The sequence below is a fragment of the Flavobacterium nackdongense genome (assembly GCF_004355225.1).
Classification (GTDB): Bacteria; Bacteroidota; Bacteroidia; order Flavobacteriales; family Flavobacteriaceae; genus Flavobacterium; species Flavobacterium nackdongense.
On sequence record NZ_CP037933.1, the window covers coordinates 339,563 to 365,668 of the forward strand.

18 protein-coding genes are annotated in these 26,106 nt (G+C 34.9%); 6 read left to right on the top strand and 12 right to left on the bottom strand.

Annotated features, from left to right (window positions below):
• Positions 1-135 precede the first annotated feature (135 nt).
• From E1750_RS01340 to E1750_RS01365, 6 genes are all read right to left on the bottom strand, one after another.
• Complete coding sequence (locus E1750_RS01340; RefSeq protein WP_133275025.1) at positions 136-603, bottom strand: hypothetical protein; 468 nt, start codon at positions 601-603, stop codon at positions 136-138.
• A 100-nt stretch (positions 604-703) separates the two neighbouring features.
• Complete coding sequence (locus tag E1750_RS01345) at positions 704-1,075, bottom strand: RDD family protein (protein ID WP_133275026.1); 372 nt, start codon at positions 1,073-1,075, stop codon at positions 704-706.
• 149 nt (positions 1,076-1,224) lie between these two features.
• The gene (locus tag E1750_RS01350; protein ID WP_133275027.1) at positions 1,225-2,238 is read right to left on the bottom strand and encodes a phospholipase D-like domain-containing protein; all 1,014 of its coding nucleotides are present in this window, start codon (positions 2,236-2,238) and stop codon (positions 1,225-1,227) included.
• A 125-nt stretch (positions 2,239-2,363) separates the two neighbouring features.
• Entirely contained in the window at positions 2,364-2,813 is a 450-nt protein-coding gene (locus E1750_RS01355; protein WP_133275028.1) for a hypothetical protein, read from the bottom strand.
• Between the two features lie 102 nt (positions 2,814-2,915).
• Complete coding sequence (locus E1750_RS01360; RefSeq protein ID WP_133275029.1) at positions 2,916-3,116, bottom strand: hypothetical protein; 201 nt, start codon at positions 3,114-3,116, stop codon at positions 2,916-2,918.
• On the bottom strand, positions 3,109-4,290 hold the full coding sequence (locus tag E1750_RS01365; protein ID WP_133275030.1) for an AAA family ATPase: 1,182 nt from the start codon (positions 4,288-4,290) through the stop codon (positions 3,109-3,111). The genes E1750_RS01360 and E1750_RS01365 overlap by 8 nt, the downstream gene beginning before the upstream one ends.
• Positions 4,291-4,806: 516 nt before the next feature.
• Here E1750_RS01365 and rpsA point away from each other — a divergent pair.
• The 6 genes from rpsA to E1750_RS01395 all read left to right on the top strand — a co-directional run bounded on the left by rpsA (position 4,807) and on the right by E1750_RS01395 (position 14,318).
• Positions 4,807-6,582, top strand: coding sequence for a 30S ribosomal protein S1 (gene rpsA, locus E1750_RS01370; protein ID WP_133275031.1), 1,776 nt, complete (start codon positions 4,807-4,809; stop codon positions 6,580-6,582).
• A gap of 382 nt (positions 6,583-6,964) precedes the next feature.
• The gene (locus tag E1750_RS01375) at positions 6,965-8,161 is read left to right on the top strand and encodes a glycoside hydrolase family 88/105 protein (protein WP_227873937.1); all 1,197 of its coding nucleotides are present in this window, start codon (positions 6,965-6,967) and stop codon (positions 8,159-8,161) included.
• Positions 8,162-8,206: 45 nt separating this feature from the next.
• Positions 8,207-10,225: a DUF2264 domain-containing protein gene (locus E1750_RS01380; RefSeq protein ID WP_133275032.1), complete on the top strand. Its 2,019-nt coding sequence runs from the start codon at positions 8,207-8,209 to the stop codon at positions 10,223-10,225.
• 404 nt (positions 10,226-10,629) lie between these two features.
• Complete coding sequence (locus E1750_RS01385) at positions 10,630-10,863, top strand: hypothetical protein (RefSeq protein WP_133275033.1); 234 nt, start codon at positions 10,630-10,632, stop codon at positions 10,861-10,863.
• 195 nt (positions 10,864-11,058) lie between these two features.
• Positions 11,059-13,095: a DUF7619 domain-containing protein gene (locus tag E1750_RS01390; protein WP_133275034.1), complete on the top strand. Its 2,037-nt coding sequence runs from the start codon at positions 11,059-11,061 to the stop codon at positions 13,093-13,095.
• Between the two features lie 68 nt (positions 13,096-13,163).
• Positions 13,164-14,318, top strand: a complete 1,155-nt coding sequence (locus E1750_RS01395; RefSeq protein ID WP_133275035.1) for an ATP-binding protein — start codon at positions 13,164-13,166, stop codon at positions 14,316-14,318.
• Between the two features lie 152 nt (positions 14,319-14,470).
• Here the strand turns inward: E1750_RS01395 and pheT are convergent, their stop codons facing one another.
• The 6 genes from pheT to E1750_RS01425 all read right to left on the bottom strand — a co-directional run bounded on the left by pheT (position 14,471) and on the right by E1750_RS01425 (position 26,020).
• Positions 14,471-16,891, bottom strand: a complete 2,421-nt coding sequence (gene pheT, locus E1750_RS01400) for a phenylalanine--tRNA ligase subunit beta (RefSeq protein ID WP_133275036.1) — start codon at positions 16,889-16,891, stop codon at positions 14,471-14,473.
• 116 nt (positions 16,892-17,007) lie between these two features.
• Complete coding sequence (locus E1750_RS01405; protein WP_133275037.1) at positions 17,008-18,315, bottom strand: TolC family protein; 1,308 nt, start codon at positions 18,313-18,315, stop codon at positions 17,008-17,010.
• A 162-nt stretch (positions 18,316-18,477) separates the two neighbouring features.
• The gene (locus tag E1750_RS01410) at positions 18,478-21,576 is read right to left on the bottom strand and encodes an efflux RND transporter permease subunit (RefSeq protein ID WP_133275038.1); all 3,099 of its coding nucleotides are present in this window, start codon (positions 21,574-21,576) and stop codon (positions 18,478-18,480) included.
• A 129-nt stretch (positions 21,577-21,705) separates the two neighbouring features.
• Positions 21,706-22,074 carry a four helix bundle protein gene (locus E1750_RS01415; RefSeq protein ID WP_133275039.1) on the bottom strand — a complete coding sequence of 123 codons (369 nt, stop codon included), beginning with the start codon at positions 22,072-22,074 and terminating at the stop codon, positions 21,706-21,708.
• A 113-nt stretch (positions 22,075-22,187) separates the two neighbouring features.
• Positions 22,188-23,243 (bottom strand): efflux RND transporter periplasmic adaptor subunit, encoded by a 1,056-nt coding sequence (locus E1750_RS01420; protein WP_133275040.1) that lies wholly within the window; start codon positions 23,241-23,243, stop codon positions 22,188-22,190.
• A 221-nt stretch (positions 23,244-23,464) separates the two neighbouring features.
• Positions 23,465-26,020: a DUF559 domain-containing protein gene (locus E1750_RS01425; protein WP_133275041.1), complete on the bottom strand. Its 2,556-nt coding sequence runs from the start codon at positions 26,018-26,020 to the stop codon at positions 23,465-23,467.
• Positions 26,021-26,106 lie beyond the last annotated feature (86 nt).

The following is a 26,106-nucleotide window of genomic DNA, read 5'->3' on the forward strand; positions in this document are numbered from 1 at the left end:
ATAATTTTTGAATTAAGGTTCTTGTAATTATATAGGTTGTTGTTGCATTTTGTTGTTTTCACGAGCGTGTCGTTCCAGGCTCCGCAAAGTCTCCGACTTTGAGGTCGTGATTTTCGGTTTCCAACCGACGGGGAGTTACTTCATTTCTTTGATTAACTGTTTGATTTTTTTAGAAGGTTTGATTTTATTGTCGGCGACCGCAATATAGTTTACTAGTATTTTTTCGGATTGATTGTACATTTCATCACTGCTCAATTTTCCGCCTGTATTTTCGATTACGGCTTTTGACATAGCTGCCATATAAAGACTCAATAAATCTGTTTCTCCATTGGTCAATTTCATTACTTTTTCGCCAATATCAAAGGTGTAATCGGGAGTTGCTTCCATCCATTTCATGATGTATTTGATAGCATTTAATCGGTTCAGTTCTGCTTGTTCTGCTGGGGTGCTGAACAGATAATTAGCACAAGTTAAAACTTGACTTTCGGCCGATTTACAGCTTTCTTTTGATTTTAATTCAACATTGGCCAATTCGCTAAAATTTTGACCAAAAGACATTGTGGAAGTAAGGGCAATCAGGGCAATAAAAATAATTTTTTTCATAAGGTACAGGTTTTGATTTGATAGCATTTGGTTTTTTGTTTCTAATTTTTATTTGAAATTGTGGGCACGGATTACAAATCCGCGGTATTGGGTTTTTTGTTTATTCAAGGTGATAGCAATCGACAGTATTGGTATAAATCATTAGTACTGCAAGGAATTTCTCTTTGAAACTAAGTTCAGTTTGATTTGGTTTGGCAAATTTCATATTCAAAACTGCCATTCCAAGTGTTTTTCCTAAAAAAAGAATGGTTATAAGTCTATAAACAATGAATATTAGTAAGACATAAAAAAGTATAAAACTTTGCACATTTGGAAAATCTATTGCATTGGCTATTTTTGGGAAATAATGAAATAAAGCAGTTTGAAAAATAATTACCAAAATAGCATCAATAAGCCCTGCACCATTTTTTCTTAAACTGTCAGACTTTTTCAGTTTATAATTTTCGTTGTCAAATTCTTTAAATTCATTCATTTTGTTTTGTTTTGTTGTGTATTTTGTATGTATGAAGTCGGGTTTTTGTTTGCTCTCGTTTGTTGGCACGGATTGCAAATCCGCGCTATCGAGTTCAATTTCATAGTTTTAAGTTTTGTTTGAACATTTTTTTATTTTAGCTTCTTAACTTAAACATCAGTTAATAATGGATTTATATCAACCGAATAAAAATCACTTCGCCCATTGTCCAAAGAGTAAAACCTCACTCGAAGTTGCCCGTAAATATCAATCGTAAATATCATTTTCATTTTTGCTTCGCCTTGTGGCTTTGCGGGTAAACCACGGAGAAAAACACCACCGACTTTTTTATTAGTACTTTGTTTAGGTAATTTTTTATTTAAGTTGGCAATTTTATTTTCTCCATAGTACAATGTACTTGAACAAGTTGTTTGATTATCTTCACTCGTAATAAGAGTTCTGCTAATCTTGATTGGTAAAATTGTTCCCTTTTCGACTCCGATTAAATAATTATTACCTTTAACTTCTGCACCAACTGAACTTAATAATTTTCTTTTATTCGTTAAGTTTAATCTAACTGCGGACTCTTGGACTTTGATATTATGTGGAGATAATTTAAAAGCTGATTCAACTATTTCAGGTCGGTTGGTTGCTTTGGCTTCATAAATAATATCGTTGGCTAAATATTCTCGAGAGCTTAAATCGTTGAACTCTTCAATTTCAAATGTTGTTAATCGTTGAATTTTTTGAACTTCTTGAAGTTGTGCTGACAAATGGATAAACTCTTCACGAAAAGCAGAAACAGTTTCATGCTCATCTCTTATAATTAGAATATTCTCGCTATTCTTGTCTTCTGCATAATATGTCCAATTATAAGATCCGTTAATTAGCGTTTTGTTATCAATAACACAAAATTTGTTGTGCATAGGGTATTCATTGGCTGAAAAATAAAATTTTCCGCCAAGGTCAATGAAAGATTGAAAATCAAGCCCTGCATCACGATTATTAGTGTAGTCATTATGAATAATTAGAGAAACCTTTTTACCATTTTTTAATTTATCACATAATAAATCATAGAGGTCGTGGTTAGTAAACCAATACATAGCTACAAAAATTTCTTCTTCTGCTTCTTCTAATGTCTTAAGTATTGCATTTCTAATATTTGTGAAATAAGGCTTTACCATATTGTTATTAATAAATATTTTAATTTTTTAGTCAACCTATTTCAGGAAATGATACAATTTTGAATGTAGTTGCTTTTGATTGTTCACGAGCGTGACGCTCGCGCAATCTGGGGGCTTGGTGGCTTCTATTTTTCAAGGTTTAATGCCGTTTTATTCAAGTCGATTTCAAGTTGAGATAATTCTGCGTCCCAAAAATTTAATAAAGTCAATTTAATTTTTAATGCATCATATTCTGTGTCGGTTAAAATCACTGTAGCGGATGTTGCAGAATAAATAGAATTAGGAAGTCCTTCTTTCATAAGATCTTTTATTCCATTAATTATTCTGTTTTTTCTTCGAGTGCTTGTCTGAACACCATTGATATAATCTTCTGTCAATTCATTTAATTGCTCCAATTTGACTTGGATAGCATTGCCAATCTCAAATCTTTTTTTAACTAATCTGTCTTGGTCATTTAAGTTTAATACTGAAACTGTTAATTTGCCAATATCATCAGAACCCTTTATTCTATATCTCCAATATTTTAAATGATTTTTTGGGTCAATACTACTTGGGTCAATAATTGGTTCTTTCATTGTGTCATGGTCATTTTTAGTGCCATTGCACTTTTTGCAAGATGGTAGTAGATTTTCCCACTCTAACACTTCTTCTTTATAAAGGTCTTTATGATGGAAATGCTAGACTTCTAAATATTTACTTTCTTCTTTTATGTTAGCTTCACAATAGCAACATTTGTCATTAGAAAATCCCAATAAACCTTTTTTAAGAAAATCAATATTCCAAACAGATTTTCCTGATAATTTAAATTCATCTGTTAATTTAACTTGCAATTCAGTAGTAAGTTCAACTGGTTTTGGTGTTCTGTCTAACTTAATCATTTGTTGAAATACCTGTTAATTGAATTTTTAATATTTTTTTAAGTGAGTTTTCTGGATGCAGCATTGTATCAAGAATTGTAAACTGTGTTGTTGCACTTTCAAAATCTTCATTATCAATCGCTATATTAAAATTTAAAACTGCATCCAAATATGTTGATGTTCTTGTTTCAGTCATACCCATAACATCAGCTAATATTTCTTCCACTGTCCATCCTTGGCAACCATATTCTTGATTTATAATAGGGTTTATTTTAACTTCATTATTGTCATCAAGTGTTAAAGGAATTATCTCTTTAGGATTTGCAACTTGAATAATATGAGGACTGTGAGTTGATGTAAATACCTGTGCATTTGGTAAGATTATTTTTAATGCTTCATATATTTTTGCTTGCCATTCAGGATGTAAATGCAAATCAATTTCGTCGATAAATACTATTCCATCAAAATCTTTAGTGAATTTGCTCGGATTATTATATCTGAATTCTACTTCTTTTATTAAACCGATTAAAACAGCCATACAAGACTTGTAGCCAGATGATAAATACTCAAAATAAATTTCCCCATTTTGTGTGTCTAATATAATATCATTAGAATTAGGACTTACCTTGCTAAATGAAATTTGTGGATTTAAAATATTAAAGCATTCTTTTGCAAGCGTAATGTTTTTAATTTGATTATCGTCTAGATGACCTTTATGAGCTGACCACAAATGTCTATTAACAAACCAATTTTTAAGGTCATTAGGTAGTGAGCCAGTAATTGTTTCACTTGCAAAACTATTATAGTTTTTTTGTGGGTCTTTGCTTATTGAATCCAATTGTCTATATGGAATATCTCTATGGGTTTTAAACACTATAATATCATTCGAATTATTATAAAATCCTTGTGTATTTTTATATGTATGTTCGTTTGGGTGAAAAGAAGTTACTTCGAATGATTTGGATTGATTTACATCATTAATTGAAACATTAATATCCCAATTCCCTTTTTCCAATCCTGCTGTTCTTTTTACGGAAGTATTATTTATCCCAAAGGATTGAGCTAAGCAGTCTAATATAGTTGTTTTACCGATACCATTCTGTCCACAAATAATATTAAATTGATTATCAAATGATAGTTCCAAGTTTTTAATTGGTCCAATTCCAATAATCTTTACGTTGTTTATTTTAAGCATATATCTGTTTATTTAGCCAGTTTGTTTTGGCGTATTGGTTTTAAGTTACAGTTAATTCTAATACATCATAACTAAATACTCTTTTTGGTTAAGTATATATATTATTTATATTCCTTTAAAATTCAAATATATTTATTTTTTCTTACAAAAATTAAAAATATTTATTTTTTATTTTCCATTAATCGTTTGATTATTATGATTTTTAGTTTTGAAATTCTAAAAGTTATAATTAGCCCCGATAGTAGTGGAAATCCTTTGTGGCCGGTGTTCGGCCGCAAAGATTGTAGCGGATAGCGGGAGCAGAGCCCGTAAAAACCCCAAAAAGTCTTGCTCCTAAAAATCAATCCATTATCTCTGGAGAATTATTTTGCAGTTCAAAATAAAAGAATTACTTTTGCAGTCCTTTTGGTGAATAAGAGTTTCCTTTAGGTAAAAACTAATTATACAAACAACTTCTGTTGTTTTCTAGCACGTTATGAAACTCGAGAAAATGCAGAATACAAATTTTTAATCAGCATGTCTGAACAATTAAAATCACAAGAAGAGTTTTTAGCAAATTTTAACTGGCACAACTTCGAAGAAGGTATTGATGCCGTAGATGAGAAAAACTTACAAGAATTCGAAGACCTAGTTTCAAAAACTTTTATCGCGACAGATCAAGAAGAAGTAGTAGAAGGTATCGTTGTTAGAATTACTGATAGAGACGTTATCGTTGATATCAACGCAAAATCGGAAGGTGTTATTTCATTGAACGAATTCCGTTACAATCCAGCACTTAAAGTAGGTGACAAAGTAGAAGTATTGATTGACATCCGTGAGGATAAAACAGGTCAGTTAGTATTGTCTCACAGAAAAGCACGTACTATCAAATCATGGGATAGAGTTATTTCGGCTAACGAAACAGGAGAAATCGTTACTGGTTTTGTGAAATGCAGAACTAAAGGTGGTATGATCGTGGACGTTTTCGGAATTGAAGCTTTCCTTCCAGGTTCTCAAATTGATGTGAAACCAATTAGAGACTACGATGTATATGTAAATAAAAACATGGAATTCAAAGTGGTAAAAATCAACCACGAATTCAAAAATGTTGTTGTATCTCACAAAGCGCTTATCGAAGCGGATATTGAAGTACAGAAAAAAGAAATCATTGGAAAATTACAAAAAGGCCAAGTATTAGAAGGTGTTGTTAAAAACATTACTTCTTACGGTGTGTTTATTGACCTTGGTGGTGTTGATGGATTGATCCACATCACTGACCTTTCTTGGTCAAGAATCAACCATCCATCTGAAGTTCTTGAGTTAGATCAAGTTCTTAATGTGGTTATCCTTGATTTTGATGATGAGAAAACAAGAATCCAATTAGGATTGAAACAATTGAACGCTCACCCTTGGGATGCTCTTGATGCTAATTTAACTATTGGTGACAAAGTAAAAGGTAAAGTAGTAGTTATCGCTGATTACGGTGCATTTATCGAAGTGGCTGAAGGTGTTGAAGGTTTGATCCACGTTTCTGAAATGTCATGGTCAACTCATTTGCGTTCTGCTCAAGATTTCGTAAAAGTAGGTGATGTTGTTGAAGCTGTTATCTTAACTCTTGACAGAGATGACCGTAAAATGTCATTGGGTATCAAACAATTGACTCAAGATCCTTGGACTGATATTACTTCTAAATATCCAGTAGGTTCTAAACATGTAGGTATCGTAAGAAACTTTACAAACTTTGGAATTTTCGTAGAATTGGAAGAAGGTATCGACGGATTGATTTACATCTCTGACCTTTCTTGGACTAAGAAAATCAAACACCCATCTGAATTTGTAAATGTTGGTGAAAAATTGGACGTAGTTGTATTAGAATTGGATGTTGATGGACGTAAATTATCTTTAGGTCACAAACAAACTACTGCTAATCCTTGGGATCAATACGAAGATTCATTCGCAGTGGGAACAATCCACTCAGGTGAAATCTCTGAAATTGTTGACAAAGGAGCTACTGTAGAATTTGGTGATGATATCGTTGCTTTCATTCCTACTCGTCACCTTGAAAAAGAAGACGGTAAGAAATTGAAAAAAGGCGAAACTGCTGAATTCAAAGTAATCGAATTCAACAAAGAATTCAAAAGAGTAGTAGCCTCTCACACCGCTATTTTCCGTGAGGAAGAAGAAAAAGCAGTGAAAGCGGTTGCCGAAGCAGTTGCAGCAAATACAAATGCTCCAGCTTCAACTCTTGGTGATGCCAATGATATTCTTGCTGGTTTGAAAGCCAAAATGGAAAAAAACGAGAAAAAGAAATAATCTTTTAATTGTTTTGAATATAGAGAGTCCCACGCTAAAGCGTGGGATTTTTTTTTACCACAAATTACACAAATTACAAAAATTACGCGGATTTTACATCGCCTATTCGCTTCGCTCGGGTTACGGATTTTATTTTGATAGTTATGGTATATTGTTTTTTGAGATAGTAATGGTATTATTGCTGGTTTGAAAGCCAAAATGGAAAAAAACTAGAAAAAGAAATATTCTTTTAATCGTTTGAATATAGAAATCCTTCGAAGCAATGTCTGGATTTTTTTGTGGTTTATCGCAATTGAAGCTGCAAAAACTATTCGGAATTCAAATTAAATTAATATCTTCCGCTTGATAATTTAAAAAAAGTAAAATAGATAAATAGTATTGTATGAAATTAAACCGTTGTACTCCATTTTTAATGCTATGCCTAGCAATATCAATTTTAAGCTCTTGTGGTTCGAGTTCTAAGGTAGACAACCGCTCCAATTCGAATAAGATGCCAAATGATGCCATTCTCGAGAATAAAGAGGCAGTTTTATCCATTATTAAAAAGGTCAACAATCATTGGCAAATCACACATCCAGTGCCAGATCGTGCTTTTTGGAATCCTGCAGCTTATCATACAGGTAATATTGAAGCTTACAAAGTTACAGGAAATATGGACTATTTAGTGTATTCAAAAGCTTGGGCGGAAAAAAACCAATACAAAGGGGCTAAATCTAAAAATAAATCGGATTGGAAATATACTTACGGTGAAACGGATGATTATGTCCTTTTTGGAGATTGGCAAATTGCTTTTCAAACTTATATTGATATTTATACTTTAGAAGGAAAAAAAGATCCCGAGAAGATCAAGCGCGCGCTTGAAGTGATGGAATATCAAATGGGTACTAATGCCGTCGATTATTGGTGGTGGGTAGACGGTCTTTATATGGTAATGCCCGTTATGACGAAGCTTTATAAAGTAACCGGTAACGAATTATATTTAAAAAAATTACACGAATACTTGAGCTATTCCAATAGTATCTTGTATGACGATGCTTCGCAGTTGTACTTTCGCGACGCTAAGTATGTGTACCCCAAACATCAAAGCGCAAACGGTAGAAAAGACTTTTGGGCACGAGGAAACGGATGGATTTTTGCGGGCTTAGCAAAAGTTATTCAAGATTTACCAAAAGATGCGCTCCATCGCGATGAATATATCAATCGTTTTAAAGCATTGGCAAATTCTTTAATGAAATCGCAACAACCCGAAGGATATTGGACAAGATCTATTCTAGACGTTGATCATGCGCCAGGACCAGAGACAAGTGGGACTGCTTTTTTTACCTATGGTTATTTATGGGGAATTAACAATGGCATATTAGATAAAAAGACCTACTTGCCGGTAGTTGGAAAAAGTTGGAAATACCTAACTAAGGTCGCGCTTCAAGATGATGGAAGAGTTGGATATGTACAACCCATAGGCGAAAAAGCTATTCCAGGGCAGATTGTAAATGCCAATTCTACTGCTGATTTTGGCGTGGGTGCTTTTTTATTGGCGGCTTCAGAAATGTACCGTTATTTGGATCTTAAAAAAATGTAAACGAAAGAAAAACAGAGTAATCTCCCTTTAATTTAAAAATAAAACATGAAAAAAATATTTTTAGCGATAGCTGTTTTTTGTAGTGGTACTGTGCTATTTGCTCAGCAAAAAAATCAAAACTCTTCGAAAGAAGCTAGTGTTTTTCAAATTAAAAATCCAGATACTAGTTTGAGTCCTTATACAGGAATGACCAAGCAGCATTGGCGTGATGCCGCGCTTTATTTATTGGAAGGGGCTTTTAGTTATATTCACACTTTAGATGATACGATGAAGTTTCCCAAACAACCCGGGAAAAGTTATCCGCAAGATGAAAAAAAAGTTCCTATTGAAAAATTAGAAGGCTTAAGTAGAACTCTTTTTATTGCTTCCGTACTATTGAATGAAAATCCGGGTTTGGTGGTGAATAATATTAATGTAGGCGATTATTATCGCCATCAAATTTGTAAACTAGTAGACTCTTCAAGTGCAACTTTTATAGTCCCCAGAACTAAAAATAGTGGACCAAACCAGATATTAGTGGAGTATGGTGCAATTTGCATGTCCTTGATGACGAATCCCAAATTACTTTGGGATCCTTTGCCACAAGACAAAAAAGATGCCTTGGCCAAATCAATGCTGAGTTATGGTGATGGGCCAACTGTAGCATCCAACTGGAAGTTTTTTAACATATTTGTGCTGAGCTTTTTTAAAGATCAAGGTTATCAAGTAAACGAAAACTTATTGGTTGACTATTTGCAAAAATGCTTAGCTGATTACAGAGGTGAGGGTTGGTATAATGATAATCCTGCCTATGACTATTACAGCATGTGGGGTTATCAATTGTATGGTGCTTTGTGGTCAGAATATTTTGGGAATAAGTACTACCCAGAATATGCAGCAAAATTTAGAAGTAATTTCAAAGATTTGAATTTGAATTATCCTTTACTGTTCAGTCGTGACGGAAAAATGATCATGTATGGTCGTAGTAATAGTTATCGCATTGCGTCGATTTCTGCCTTTCCCTTTATGGGATTAGAACAAGATGCAAGAATAAATTATGGATGGTTACGAAGAATTTCATCGGGCGTTTTAAAGCAATTTTTACAGCATCCAGATTTTTTAAGGGATAATGTCCCCACGCTTGGTTTTTATGGACCATTTGAACCCACCGTGCAAATTTATAGCTGTCGTGGCAGTGTTTATTGGATGGGAAAAGCCTTTTTAGGATTACTCCTCCCTGATGATAATCCGTTTTGGACAGCCAAAGAAAATGAAGGTGATTGGGAAACAAAATTCAAAAAAGACAAGGTTTACAACAATTTTCAGGAAGAGTCTAAAATTTGTATAACAGATTATCCCGAAATTGGAGCCTCAGAGATTAGAGCATGGTGTAGTGAAAAAGCAAAAAACGATTGGCAAGGATTTAGATCTTCAGAAAATTACAATCGCTTAGCTTATAATAGTGCTTTTCCGTGGCAAGCCGATGGCAAAAATGGGGAAGTGGCAATGAATTATGTTTTTAAAAATAAAAATCAAGAATGGGAGCCTTTACGTTTGTACCAATTTAAAAAATTCGAAAACGGTATTTATTATCGTGATGCCATTCTTGAAACAGATGAAAGTATTAAAATGAATCTTGCCGATATTCCACTGGCAAACGGTATTTTACGAATCGATAGAAACATAAGTACAAAAGAAGTATCGATGCGTTTGGGGCATTATGCCTTACCACAATTGGATAAAGAAATTACTACCGAAAGTAGAAAAATAAAAGGGCATATAGCTACCATTATCGATAATGGAAAGTATCAATTGGCCATGATTCCTCTATTAGGGTGGGATAGTTCCGAGGTCATTTCAAGTACTGGACTCCATCCAGAAAGCAACAGTAGTAAAGGCATTAATGTAGCGGATTTATCTTCTATTACTACCAACGAATCTAATGTGTATGCAACCTTGATGCTTTGGAAACAGTCAGGAAAAAGGTTTGCAAATAAAGAATTAATACCCATTGGAAAAATTAAACCCTCTGGAAAAGCTGTTGAGGTGGAAATCGATGGTGAGACAAAGGTGATTGAATGGTAATATTTTTATTAGGGTTAATTTATAGCAGATTAGGAATTGCATTCCTAATTTATCTTACAATCTAAATTTGTAGTCCGTTTAACTCATTCTTTGTCAAACGGATTTCACTAGTACATAGGAAAAATAATTGATTTTGAATCCAGTATTTGCGAGCAATCGGGACTTTTTTTAACATTGATTGCTTCTTCGTTTCGCTTCGCTCGGGTCACGGATTTTGCTTTGATTGTTTTTTCTTCAGTTTTGGGTTGTAGCTATGCAAAAGTGAAACGTCTATGATTTCTTTAAAAACTATCATTTTTTCTATGTGGTTTAAAATTTTAACTCTTACTTCAACAGAAAAGCTGTAGAACCATTTTTGTTATTGATAGTACTTATTTTTGTACTTTTGTTTAAAATCAGATAATATGAAAGCTATAAAACAAATTATTGATGTTGAAAATCATACGTTTAGCGTTGTGCTTCCAAAAGATTTTACTGCAAAAAGAGTAGAAGTCATCATTTTGCCTTCAAATCCAGAAGATGATATTCCGCAATGGCAACAAGAAAAATCAGAACGTCGTTACAAATACTATTTGCAAAATCTTGAAATTGCTATTTTGAATGAGGATTTTATGAAGAAATTGGATGTTTTGAATTGAGATAAGAAAAAATATTGATTTTGATATATTAAGTCCCGATTGTGTAATGCCCCAAATAGTGTCTAACTTTTTGGAGGTTTTACACAATCGGGACTTTTTTTGTTTAAATATTTTTACAAAATCGGAAAAAATATCCGTAAGAAAATCTATGCTAAAAATATATTAATTAGTATATTTGAGTCTAAATTTCCCCAAATGAAAAAAATCTACTTTTTATGGATTGCTTTATGCTTTTTTTCGAGTACAAAAGCACAGATTATTAATTTTCCTGATCCTATTTTTAAGGCGAAGTTGTTATCAGCAAAAGCCACTAACAATGTAGCAGGAGTAGGAACATCTTTTACCTATAATATCAATATTGATAGTAATAATGATGGTGAAATCTCAGTTGATGAAGCTTTACAAGTTAATATTTTAAGAATAGGTGGTTCTTTAATTTCTGATCTTTCAGGGATAGAATATTTTAAGAATATTACTTCTCTTATTTGTAATAATAATAAATTAACTAATCTTGATCTTTCTGCATTAACTAAATTAGTAGCGTTAGATTGTAAAAATAATTTACTGACAAGTTTGATTTTAAAAAACCCTAAACTTTTTCAAGTTTATTGTAATAGTAATATGTTATCAACTTTAGACGTAAGTAATCTTACTAATTTGATTCAATTGTATTGTAGTAATAATGATCTAAAATCTATTTTTATTAAAGGTTCTGGCTATAAGGGTGGTTTTGAAACAGTTTTTGATTTTATTGGTAATCCTAATCTAAAATATATTTGTGCCAATGAATCCGTTCTTGTAGATATTCAAAACAAAGTTAGCACTTATGGTTATACAAATTGTGCTGTAAACTCCTATTGTTCTTTTGTTCCTGGAGGAACATTTTATACCATACAAGGCAGTCAAAAATTTGATAGTAACGCCAATGGTTGTGATGCTCTTGATGCTGTTGTTCCAAATCTAAAATTTTTAATCACTGATGGAGTTACAACTGGAAGTTTTATCTCAGGTGCTACAGGTAATTATTCGATTCCTGTTCGTGCAGAAACACACACTGTAACTCCGAAATTTGAAAACCCAAGCTATTTTATAGTTTCGCCAACAACTGTCAACGTAACGTTTCCAACTCAAATAAGCCCTTTTGTTCAAGATTTTTGCATTACAGCAAATGGAGTTCGTCCTGATTTAGAAGTTTCTATATTACCCTTAAGACCTGCAGTACCAGGTTTTGATGCGAAATATAAAATAGTCTATAAAAACAAAGGAAATCAAACACAATCAGGTTCTGTAAATTTAAGTTTTGATGATGCCGTTTTAGCTCTTGTTGTTTCAAATCCCGCAACTACAACTCAAACAACAAATAATTTATCTTGGAATTTTACCGATTTAAAACCCTTTGAAACTCGTGAAATTATTTTTACTCTAAATGTAAATTCTCCTATGGAAACTCCGCCAATAAATAGTGGTTCAGTTTTGTCTTATATAGCAACAATATCAAGTCCCACAACTGACGAAACGCCAATTGACAACACTTTTTCTTTTAATCAAACGGTTGTAAATTCATACGACCCAAATGATAAAACATGTTTAGAGGGAACAACTATATCCCCATCTTTGATTGGTCAATATGTGCATTATATGATTCGTTTTGAAAATAATGGAACAGCAAACGCCAAGAATATTGTTGTATCAGATATGATTGATTTATCCAAATTTGATATTTCAACTTTAGTTCCAACAACTGCAAGTCATTCTTTTGTAACTAATATTACTGCTGGTAATAAAGTAGAATTTATCTTCGAGAACATTAATCTTCCTTTTGATGATGCGAATAACGATGGGTATATTGCTTTCAAAATTAAAACCTTGCCAACGCTTAAAGTGGGTGATACTTTTACCAATGACGCCAGTATTTATTTTGACTATAATTTTCCAATTGTGACAAAATTGGCCAGTTCCACTTTTAAAACTTTAGGAACACAGGATTTTGAGTTTTCGAATTATTTTACGGTATATCCAAATCCTGCAAAAGCGGTTTTGAATATTAGTCCGAAAGAAACTATTGAAGTGCAATCTATTAGTGTTTACAATGCTTTAGGACAATTAGTTTTGGTAATTCCTAATGCAGAGAAAGTGTCAAAAATTGATGTTTCGAGTTTGATAAGTGGAAATTATTTTATCAAGATCAATTCAGATAAAGGAAGTTCGAATGCACGATTTGTGAAGGAGTAGTTTTCTTAATAAGAGTATTTTTGGACGCTTTTCTTGTAGATTAGGAATTGAATTCCTAATTTAGCATAATGATAGCAAGAACGATTACTCCGAAAGTATTAGAATTATTAGAAAAATTCCCAATTGTCGCCATAACTGGGCCGCGACAATCTGGAAAAACTACCTTGTCTAAAATTGTAAAACCCAATTATAAATATGTTAATTTAGAAAATTTATCAGATCGGGAATTTGCTAAAACTGATCCAATGGGTTTTCTGCAAACCTACCAAAATGGTGTTATCATTGATGAAATTCAGAATGTACCCAGTTTGTTTTCCTATTTACAGGCAGTAACTGATGAACGAAATATCAATGGTGAATACATCATTACAGGTTCACAAAATTTCTTGATGATGGAACAAATTTCGCAATCACTTGCAGGTAGAGTGGCGTTGTTCACACTTTTACCAATGTCAATTCAAGAAATAGAAAACACAGCATATAAGTCAACTTCATGGGAAGATTACGCTCTTTCGGGTTCTTACCCGAGGAAAATAATTCAGAATATTGACGCCTCTGATTACTATGAAAACTATATTAAAACCTATGTTGAAAGAGATGTTCGATTGTTGAAAAACATTTCTGATCTCGATTTGTTCCAAAAATTCATAAAATTATTGGCGGGAAGAGTAGGGCAACTTTTCAATCAAAGTAGTTTGGGAAATGAGTTGGATTTAGATAATAAAACGATCAATTCTTGGTTTACGCTTTTAGAAACTTCTTTTTTAACTTTCAAACTGCAACCGTATCATTCTAATTTTAATAAACGAATTATAAAAACACCAAAAATTTATTTTCACGATACTGGATTGTTGTGTTATTTGTTAGGAATTCATAATATGGAAGATTTAGAATTGCATTTTGCTAAAGGGAATATTTTTGAAAATTTAGTGATTTCCGAGTTGAATAAAAATGCCATAAATAATGGTACAAAATCTAAATTTTATTTTTGGAGAGATAGTTTACAGAATGAAGTTGATGTAATTATTGAATCGGGCTTAAAAATAGACGCTGTTGAAATTAAATCTGGAAAAACCATAAATCAAAACTTTTTTAAAGGTTTGGATTATTTCAAAAAATTAAGAATGGACGCAAATCTTCATTTAATATATGGTGGCGCTGAAAATCAAGATAGAACTAATTATAAAATAAGTTCCATCTTTAGTTTGCCTCATTTTAAATAAAATTACAGATTAGGAATTCAATTCCTAATCTGTATACAATGTCAATAATTTTCTTTATTAAATCATAATGCCAATCCTAAATTCAGGATTGGCATTTTACATTTTACAGCGATTTTAAAGTCTGACTTAAATGACTTATATGGTTAATAAATTTACCTTAAACTAGCACCCAACTCAGTTTCCAGATTCTTCTGCAACTTGCTCATAATTTTGTCAATTTGGACGTCGGTCAGGGTTTTGGTGTTGTCCTGAATGGTGAAACTTACCGCATAAGATTTCTTGCCTTCCGGAAGATTTTTGCCTTGGTACACATCGAATAAATTGATGTCTTTTAACAAGGATTTCTCGGTTTGTCTGGCTAAATTGTAAATAGCGTCAAAAGAAACATTGTCGTCTAACAACAAAGACAAATCTCTGCGCACTTCAGGATATTTAGGTATTTCGGTATACTTGATTTTATTCGAAAGCAGTTTCAAAATCAACGCCCAATTGAAATCGGCGAACAAGACTTCTTGCTTAATGTCGAAATGTTTTAGGATTGATTTCTTCACCACACCATATTCTACCAAAATATCATTGCCTAAACCAATGGCAATTCCTTCTGAAAAAACATCCGAAGTCATAGGTAGGTTTTGTGTTTTTTTGATTCCCAATCGTTCCAAAACAGCATTCACATAGCCTTTGAATAAAAAGAAATCGCTTGGTTTTTGTGGGTTCGTCCAACTTTCTTGATTGCGATTTCCGGTGATGAACATCGTCAAATGTTTGTGTTCTTCGTAACCGGATTCGAATTTATGATAGGTTTTTCCGAATTCGAAGAATTTCAAATCTGAATTTCTACGATTGATATTGTATGATAAAGCTTCGAGTCCAGAGAATAATAAAGATTGACGCATTGCTGCCAAATCATTACTTAATGGATTCAACATAATCACATTGTGTTCCTCTTTCAGCATTTTTGACAATTGCACATAGGAAGAAGTAGTCAAGGAATTGGCCATCATTTCATTAAACCCTTGTGAGTTCAATTGCGATGCCACCACATTTTGCACTTTATAATCTTCAGTTCTAGGAGCGTTGGAAACCGTAGCATTCAATTTATCCGAAAATTTGATATTGTTGTAGCCATAGACACGCAGAATTTCCTCGATGACATCAATTTCTCTTTGCACATCCACACGATAAGAGGGGATTACAAGCCCCAAACCAGCATCCGAAACGCTGTTTACTTTGATTTCTAGCGAAGCCAAAATATTCTTAATGATTTCTTTGGATAATTCTTGTCCAATAATCCTCTTCACATTATTGAAGTTCAGAACTACTGGAAAATCAGCAATTTTCTTGGGATAAATATCAACAATATCCGAGGTGATTTCGCCACCAGCAACTTCTTGAATCAATAAAGCCGCACGTTTCAACGCATATTCGGTGATACTTGGGTCAATTCCTCTTTCGAAACGGAACGAAGCGTCGGTATTTAGTTGGTGTCTTTTCGCCGTTTTTCGAATGCTAACCGGATTGAAATAAGCACTTTCTAGGAATATTGAAGAAGTGTTTTCGGTAACACCAGAACCTTTACCTCCAAAAACTCCCGCAATACATAGAGGTTCGTCACCATCACAAATCATTAAATCTTCTTCGTGCAAGCTTCTTTCGATATCGTCTAAAGTAGTAAACTTCGTTCCAGTAGGAAGCGTTTTTACATTTATCTTTCCGTTGATTTTTGACGCATCAAAAGCATGAAGTGGCTGCCCTAATTCGTGTAAAACATAATTCGTTACGTCGACTATATTATTTTTTGGATTGATTCCAATAGCTTTCAATCGGTCTTTAAGCCATCTTGGGGATTCTTTCACTTTCACATCTGAAATGGTGACGCCGCAGTATCTTGGCGCTAATTTACCATCTTTGACAATCACATCTATTTTCAGCGTTCGTTTATCCACTCTAAAGTTACTTACCGAAGGTGTAATAAATTCAACATTAATACCAGTTTGCATTAAACCTGCTCTCAAATCACGAGCGGTTCCAAGATGACTCATCGCATCGGCACGATTTGGAGTTAATCCAATTTCGAAAACTTCGTCGTTTTCTACATTAAAAAGACCAGCGGCTTTTATTCCCGCATTGACTGAACTGTCTAAAACCATGATGCCTTCATGGCTGCTTCCGAGTCCCAATTCGTCTTCGGCGCAGATCATACCGTGGCTTTCCTGTCCTCTAATTTTCCCTTTTTTTATTTGAAAAGCCTCGCCCTCTTTATCGTATAAAGTAGTGCCAATGGTGGCCACTAATACTTTTTGACCTTCCGCCACATTGGGTGCTCCGCAAACGATTTGTAACGGAACGCCATCGCCTAAATCTACCGTGGTCACTTTCAATCGGTCGGCGTCGGGATGTTGAACACAAGTAAGCACCTTGCCTACGATGATTCCCTCTAATCCTCCTTTTACGGATTGGTACTTTTCAACCATTTCCACTTCCAGACCCAAATCTGTGAGTAAAGCGGCGGTTTCTTCAGATTTCCAATCTATTTTGATGAATTGTTTTAACCAGTTGTATGATATTTTCATATTGTGTAAAGTAAATTTTCAAAGACGCAAATATAATCAATGTTTCCCGAGGTTCAAAGTCAGAAACTAACAAACTTAGTAGACTTTTGTTATTTATTTTAACTCAAAGTAAGCATCTAAAAACTCATATTTCCTGCCAATTCTCGCAAAGCGATTTCAGATAATTTCGCCTGAAATTGGGCATTGCTGTAGCGCACTTTGGCGTTGATATAATTCAATTGTGCCGCTCTAAATTCGATTGTAGTGATGGTTCCAATTTTGAATTTATCCACGGTAATGCTTAGGTTTTGTTTGGCTATAGCCTCGTTAGTCGCTTCCAAATCAATTAATTCCAGGTTAGTCATATAGGTTTTGAAGGCCGTGGTTAACTCTGTTTTCAGTACGAGGCTCTGCTGTTCGATCGCGATTTTTGAGTTTTCCAATTGAATCTTCGCGATTTTTTCATTTCGATTTTGTGCCATTCCATCAAACAAATTCAGAGAGGCTCTAAATCCATAATTGAACCCTTTGGACGCAAACTGTGAGGTGAAGCCTAAACTCGACTGATTGTCGACAAAGTTATAGCCTGAATTCACCGAAATTAATGGATATCGTTCGCCTTTTATTTGTTTCAATTGCAATTCAGCGATCCTTTTGTTGATGATTTCGGCTTCCAATTGTGGATTTTGTTTTTCCGCTAAGGCAATTAAATCGGCCAAAACTAAATTATCATCCACGGAAACTTGGTCAACTACCTTAAAATCGATTCCAGCTTCTCGGGCTAAAACTTGATTCAGAACCGTTTTTCGGTTGGCGTAGGATTCTTTTTGCCGCAGCAGTGTAACTTTGTCAGTATTCAAATCGACCTGAGCATTGAGCACTTCTAACTTGGATGCTTTTCCTATTTTGAATCGATTTTGAGCCAATTCTAATCGCTTGGTCGAAATCATAATGGTAGTATCTAAGGCGGTTAACTGTTGCTGCTGTTGGACCAAATCAAAATATACGGCATGGACTTCGGTGATTTTCAATAAAATCGTGCGTTTCAATTGTGCTTCGCCAAATTTTTGTAATTCTTTTAATTGATCGAGTTTTGCGAACATTTTGAAACCGTCAAAAACGGTCCAATCCAATCCAACTCCGTAATTCAAGGAGTTATTTTTGGCATTGTCAAGAGCGGTAACGGTACCGTCTTGCCGCGTTTGTGTACTGTTTTGAATGCTGTTCGAATCGACTACATTTGCAGTCAACTTGGGCAACATTCCTGCATTTCCTGTCGATACATTCGTTTTGTCAATGTCTAAATTGTTGGAGGCAATTTTAATGTCAAAATTATTTTCCAATGCTATTTTTAAGGCGTTTTCTATAGTCAAAACTTCTTGAGCTTGTAATTGAAAACCAATTAAAAACAATACTAAAATGGTATATAGATTATTTTTTTTCATAATGTTTATGCTGTCTTTTTTTTTAACCACATAGATTTTTTAGATTTTATATTTTAAATCAAGGCGTTTTACTTTTCATAGTTTCCATAGTATGTGAAAATAAAATGCCTATGAATCCTTTTTTAATTTAATTTATATTTTTTTCTATGTGGTTAAAAATTTCTATTTAATTTCCTTCTCGTATTCTTCAATATGATCAAATTCTGGATAATGTTTTCGAGCTTTTGACCACATTAAATACAAAGCTGGAATGACAAATAGCGTCAAGATTAATGAAAAAATGGTTCCGCCAACAATAACTACTCCCATGCCAATTCTACTTTTGGAGGCTGCTCCAATCGACAGTGCAATAGGCAAAGCGCCCAAGGCAATGGTTAAACTAGTCATCAATATCGGGCGAAGTCTTGCCTCTGAAGCTTGTAGAATGGCATCCAATTTTGATTTCCCTTGCTCACGCAATTGATTGGCAAATTCCACAATTAGAATTCCGTTTTTGGTCACTAAACCAATGAGCATTATGGTTCCAATTTGACTGAAAATATTCCAGGTTTGATCAAATAGCCAAAGCGAAAATAAAGCGCCCGCAACCGCCATTGGAACGGTCAAAATTATAATAAATGGATCGATAAAACTTTCGAATTGGGCTGCCAAAATCAGGAAAATTAATAATAAGGCTAAACCAAATGCAAAAGAAGTATTCGAGCTACTTTCGACGAAGTCTCGGGATTCTCCTCCTAAATCAGTAGTAAAACTGTCATCCAAAACCTTGGCTTTGATTTCATTCATCGCATCGATTCCGTTTTCGATACTTTTTCCTGGGGCTAAACCAGCCGATACTGTGGCAGACATATACCTATTATTATGGTACAATTGCGGTGGATTACTTTTCTCATCAATGTTGACAACATTGTCCATTTGAATCAAATCTCCTTTGTTATTTTTTACAAACATCGACGTAAGGTCCAAGGGTTTGGAGCGGTCTTGTTGTTCAAATTGTCCTATAACTTGGTATTGTCTTCCGTTTTTCATAAAATAACCAAATCGCTGGCCGCTCAAAGAGAGCTGCAATGTTTGTGCGATATCAAGAACCGAAATTCCTAAACTTTCGGCTTTCGCACGATCGATAGTAACATTAATTTCGGGTTTGTTGAATTTTAGATTTACATCTGTGGTCGAAAAAGCTTCGTTGTTTTCTGCTTGTTCCATAAACAATGGAATCTTCTCTTGTAGTTTTTCGAAATTTTCAGATTGTATGATATATTGAACAGGCAATCCACCACGGCGACTGACGGCAATTGTAGGTTGTTGTGTGACGGCAGTTTTAGCATTCGGGTATTTCTTTACTATTTTAGACATTTGATCGGCAATTTCCATTTGCGATCGCTCTCTTTCGCCAGGTTCTTTTAGTGATAGTCGGATAAAACCACTGTTAACAGAACCAGAGCCACTAAAACCTGGTGAAGTGTACACAAGGCTCACTTGCTTTTCGGGTATTGAATCGTCTACTAATTGCGACATTTCTTGCATAAAACGATTGGTATACTCGTAGCTAGACCCTTCTGGCGTTGCCATTCTCATCACTAAACCGCTGCGGTCGTCCAATGGTGCTGTTTCCTTTTGGATGATATTAAAAAACAAATAAATAAAGCCAAAACAAACCAAAATGATGGGGAAACTCCACCATTTTCGAGCCATAAACTTTTCTAAATAAAAAGCATAGGTAGTATTTAATTCTTGAAAGAAAGGTTCGGTTTTAATGTAAAATTTCGTTTTAGTTTGCTCCCCACTTTTCATTAAATACGCATTCAACATTGGAGTTAAAGTCAAGGATACAAAGGCAGATATCAAAACTGCAGCGCCGATGACGACGCCAAATTCTCGAAACAGTCTGCCAACAAATCCTTCGAGGAAAATCACAGGTAGAAATACTGCTGCCAGAGTGATGGAAATAGAAATTACAGCAAAAAATATTTCATTCGACCCTTTGATGGCGGCTTCGATGGGAGTCATTCCTTCTTCTACTTTTTTGAAAATGTTTTCAGTGACTACAATTCCATCATCGACTACTAAGCCCGTGGCGAGCACAATAGCCAATAAGGTCAAAACATTTATGGAAAACCCGAATAGCCACATGATAAAAAACGTTGCAATCAATGACACTGGAATATCAATCAAAGGGCGAAAGGCAATTGCCCAATCTCTGAAAAACAAAAAGATAATTAGAATAACGAGCAGAATTGAAATTCCTAAAGTTTCTGCTACTTCAATAATGGACTTCCGCACGAAAACGGTATTATCTATGACAATATTCAGTTTGATATCCTTAGGTAAATCTTTTTTGAATTTGTCAAACTCCTTATAAAAAGCATTCGAAATATCGATATAATTTGCACCGGGCAGTGGCACAATTGCAACGGCCACCATCGGTTTTCCCGATTGACTCATATTGCTTTCGATGTTTTCTGTATCCAAAGTGGCGCGACCAATATCATTGAGTCTAACGATTTTATCTCCATCAGTTCGAATAATAATATTGTTGAAATCGGCTGCTGAAGTCAAATTCCCGATGGTTTTGACCGTCAATTCGGTGTTGCTGCCAGTTATCTTCCCAGAAGGCAATTCTACATTTTGCTTGTTTAAGGCTGTTCGGACTTCGGCTACTGTAATGCCATAGGCCGCTATTTTTTTGGGATCAATCCACAATCGCATGGCGTAGCGCTTTTCGCCCCAGATTTGAACACCGCTCACACCGGGTATCGTTTCCAAACGTTGGCCAATGACATTGTCAGCATAATCGGTTAATTCCAATTGGCTTCGTGAATCACTTTGGATGGTCATCGATATAATGGATTCACTATTAGCATCTGCCTTAGAAACAATGGGTTGCGAGTCGATATCTTCTGGCAAATCTCGAATGGTTCTCGATACTTTATCCCGGACATCATTGGCTGCTTCTTCGAGGTTTTTGTCTAAATTAAACTCAACCGTAATATTGCTGCTTCCTTGACTACTTGACGAGGTGATATTTCGGATACCATCGATAGAATTGATCGCTTTTTCGAGCGGTTCCGTGATTTGTGATTCGATGATATCGGCATTGGCGCCAGTATAATTGGTTCGAATAGAAATTTGTGCGGGATCGATAGAGGGAAATTCTCGAACTCCCAAAAAAGTGTAACCAATAATTCCAAACAAGATAATCGTCAAGTTGAGGACAATGGTTAATACTGGTCTTTTTATACTTATGGTGGATAAACTCATGGAGATATACGATTTACGAAATACGATTTACGATATTTTATTTGTAATATTTGATTTACAACTTATTATATTTGATGGACTGATTTGTGCTATAGGGATTTTTTGTAACTAACATTTATCCATCAAATATTATTTGGTATTATTGATTCTGGCCGTTTTAATAGATGAAACGATAATAGCCACTAATTCATTTGATTCTTTTATAAGTTCCTCAATCTCTTTATTTAAGTTCAATTTTTCCATCTTCGTGATTTCAAGTATAATTTCAAGAAAGAAGTTGCTTTCGTCTGCCTCCTCCTCAACAATTTTCAATTTATTAATAAAATCTGCTCCTGATTTGGCTCTTTGCGAGGATCTATAATTGGCACCAACTGAACTGGAACATCTTATGAGTTGATTGACATACGCATTATACTCTCTAGTTTTTGGTAATTTGCTGCAAAGTACTGCACAATCAATTGTGAACTTCTTTGTTCTTTTAAGCATAATTTCTTTCATCTCAATAAAATTTTGTTTAAAAATAAATCAATAATCGTAAATCAATTTTTCAATGGTGCATATATCCAACTTCGTATATCCAATTTCGTATTTCGTACCTCGTACCTCGTATATCAAATCTTCACTTTCACCGCATCCTCTTCTTTCAAAGACATTACGCCGCTCGTGATTAGCGTGTCACCAGCTTTTAAACCTGACAAAACCAAAACTGAAGCGTCTGTTCTTGTAGCGGTTTCGACCATAACTTCTTTGGCTTTACCCATATTGGAAATAAAAACTTTTTTCCCATTTTGCACGGGAATTATCGCTTCTGATGGAATAACTACAGCATCTTTGATAATATCTAAAGGTAATTCGACATTTGCAAAAGTACCGGGCAATAATTTTCCATCCCTGTTTTCGGTAATAGCACGAACTTGTAATGTTCTTGTTGCAATTTCAACCTCAGGTTCAATGGCGTAAATGCTAGCCGTAAATTTTTCGGTAGAACCAGCAACTGTAAAACTCAATTTGGTATTAGATTTTACTTGATTGGCATATTTCTCCGGAATAGAAAAAGAGATTTTCAATTGATTGTTGTTGATCAATTTGGCGACCAAAAGGCTAGGGGTGATGTAGGTTCCCGGTGAGATGGAGCGCAAACCAATTTTTCCTGAAAATGGAGCTTTGACCGCAGTTTTGGCGATTTGTGCTTGAATTAATTGAGTTTGGGCTTTTGCCAATTTAAAATCTGCTTTGGCAACATCATACTCTTCTTGACTGATGGCTTCTTTTTCGAGCAATAATTTTGCTCTTCTTTCATTTTCGGCGGCCAATCCTTCTTTGGTTTTGGCTTGAGCTAATTGTGCTCTTAGTTCGACGTCGTTTACTTTGAAAAGGAGTTGCCCCTTGCTAACATAGCTGCCTTCTTTAAAATTGATACTTTCCACAATTCCAGAAACTTCGGAACGAATTTCGACTTGCTCATCGGCTTCAATCGAGCCCGAAAGTGATAAGTTGTTATCGAAAATTTGGGTTTTGACAACAATTCCGCTGAGGGTCATTACTTTGTTTTTTCCTTCTTTTCCTTTGGATTCGTTGTTTTTATTTTTGTTAGAAACAATTCTATAGGTTATAAAGGCTCCAAATACTAAAATTAGTGCGATAAAAATGATGCGTTTGAGTGTCATATTCTAAATAAAAATCGATTAAAAATCCCCTAATGTAAGGAAAGGACAAATTTAGAATATTGTGAGTGGATAAGGGAGGTTTTTGTTAACTATTTAGTAATTTTTAAATAGATATTTATTATCAAAAAAAGAAAAATGCTCAAAAAAACCATTCCATTTATGTTGAGGCTATTAAAGTTAAAACGGTTAAATCTGGATTAGCTGAATTCCATGAATTTGGTTTAGCTGATGTAATTCCAAATATTTTTCTTCTTGGTCAATTCAATATAAGAAGCTCTCAAAATAGCATTTTCCGGTTTTTGCATCGAGGGATCCTCTTTCAGTATTTTAAGAGCATAATTTCGAGCCAGTTGCAAAATGTCTTTATCTTTGACAATATCAGCTATTTGAAGATTCAAAACACCACTTTGTTGGGTTCCCATCAGATCGCCTGGACCTCTCAATTTCAGATCAACTTCCGCAATTTCGAAACCGTCATTGGTGCCCACCATCGTTTCCATTCGGGTTTTGCTGTCGGCGCTCAATTTGTGGCTCGTCATCAGGATGCAATAACTTTGCTCGGCACCACGACCCACGCGGCCCCGTAGCTGATGGAGTTGCGACAATCCAAAACGTTCCGCACTTTCGATAATCATTACGCTGGCATTGGGGATATTCACTCCAACTTCAATCACAGTGGTAGCAACCATAATATTGGTTTTTCCTTCGGCAAAGCGTTTCATCTCGGCATCCTTATCCGCGGGTTTCATTTTTCCGTGAAGTATCGAAATAGCGTATTGCGGTAAGGGAAAATCTCTCGAAATACTTTCGTAGCCATCCATCAAATCTTTGTAATCCATCGTTTTGGATTCCTCAATCAACGGATAGACGATGTAAATCTGGCGTCCCAAAGCAATTTCGTCTCGAATGAATTTCCAAACTTTCAACCGATTACTGTCAAAACGATGCACGGTTTGAATGGGTTTTCGTCCAGGCGGCAATTCGTCAATCACAGAAATATCCAAATCACCATACAAGCTCATCGCTAATGTTCGAGGAATAGGAGTGGCAGTCATCACCAAAACGTGTGGTGGAATAGCCCCACCAACCTCCCCAGAAGGGAGGCTTTCTAGGATTGAGGTTATTTTTTTTAGTATTTCGTCAGTATTTCCCATTATTTCCTCATTACTAAAACGAATCACTTTGAAACCGAGTTCATTGAGGATTTGAGTTCGCATTTCATCGGCTTCTTGCTGTTCAATAGTGTTATGATAGCCGCCATCAACTTCTATAACGAGTTTTTTTTCAATACATATAAAATCAACAATAAACATATCGATAATATGTTGTCTTCTGAATTTATAAGTTAGGTTATTATTTCTCAAACCCTCCCATAAAACACCTTCAGCTTTTGTACTGTTTTTTTTGTTTTGGTTTTTGAGATCTTTTAAAAGACTATAAGTTGAAGGTCGCGCAGTCTTGTATTTTTGTACAATGTGCTCTACTTCCCTCCTTTCGAGGGACTGAGGGAGGCTTCCTTTCTTCCACAATTTCGAACGTTGTTCTACTCCAAAACGATGTTGCTCGTCGATTACAGCCAAGCCCAAATTATGAAATTTTACTTTGTCTTCCAGTAAAGCATGCGTGCCAATCAGAATGTGTAAACTACCGTTTTCGAGCTCTTCGTGGATGATTTTTCTAGTTGCAGTTTTGGTTGAACCAGTAAGTAATTTTATATTGATATTCAAATCTTTGGCTAATGCTGAAAGACCATTAAAATGTTGATTAGCCAAAATTTCTGTGGGTGCCATCAAGCAGGATTGAAAACCATTATCCAAGGCAATCAACATACTCATCAAAGCCACAATTGTTTTGCCCGAACCTACATCGCCTTGTAGCAATCGGTTCATTTGGGCGTGGCTTCCCATATCGATTCGGATTTCTTTTATCACTCTTTTTTGAGCGTTGGTCAATTCAAAAGGCAAATGATTTTGATAGAAATCATTGAAATATTCGCCCACTTTCGTAAATGGATGCCCTTTGATTTTGTGCTTCCGAATTAGATTTTGAGTAATTAATTGTACTTGAATATAGAACAATTCTTCAAATTTTAATCGGAATTGGGCTTTCGCCAAAGCGTCGCTACTTTTTGGGAAATGGATGTTGAACAAAGCCGCATTTTTAGGAATTAGTTTCAATTCGGTAATTAAATAATCCGGCAAAGTTTCTTCGAATTTAGCTTGGGTTTCCAAGAATAATTGCTGCATCATTTTATTGATTACTCGATTCGAAATACCTCTGTTGGCCAAAGTTTCTGTCGATGGATAAACCGGTTGCATCGCCGAACGCAGGCTTTGTTCGTGCTCGCTCATCAACTCGATTTCGGGATGCGCCATATTGAATGTGTTTCCAAAAGAAGTGCATTTTCCAAAAACCACACACATTTCATTGATTTTCAAACTCTCCCGAATCCATTTGTGCCCTTGAAACCAAACGAGTTCCATCTGACCTGTATCATCCACGAACGTGGCGACCAATCGTTTCTGGTTTTTGCCAAATTCAACCGTTTTTACATTGATGATTTTACCGATAATTTGTACTTCGGCAATAGTCCCGAGACTTCGGGGCTGCAATTCGTTAATCTTGTAATAACGTGTTCGATCGATGTACCGATTGGGGAAAAAATTCAGCAAATGACCGTACTTATGAACTCCCAATTCCTTGCGCAACAAAGTCCCGCGGTTAGGACCGACGCCTTTGAGGTATTCTATTTGGGTTTCTAAGAGGTTTTGCTGCATAATGTTTTTTTAGAAAATAGAATAAAGAGAATAGAATAAAGATTTCTCGAGTCTTTACTCTTTGTTCTATTTTCTATTTTCTTTCA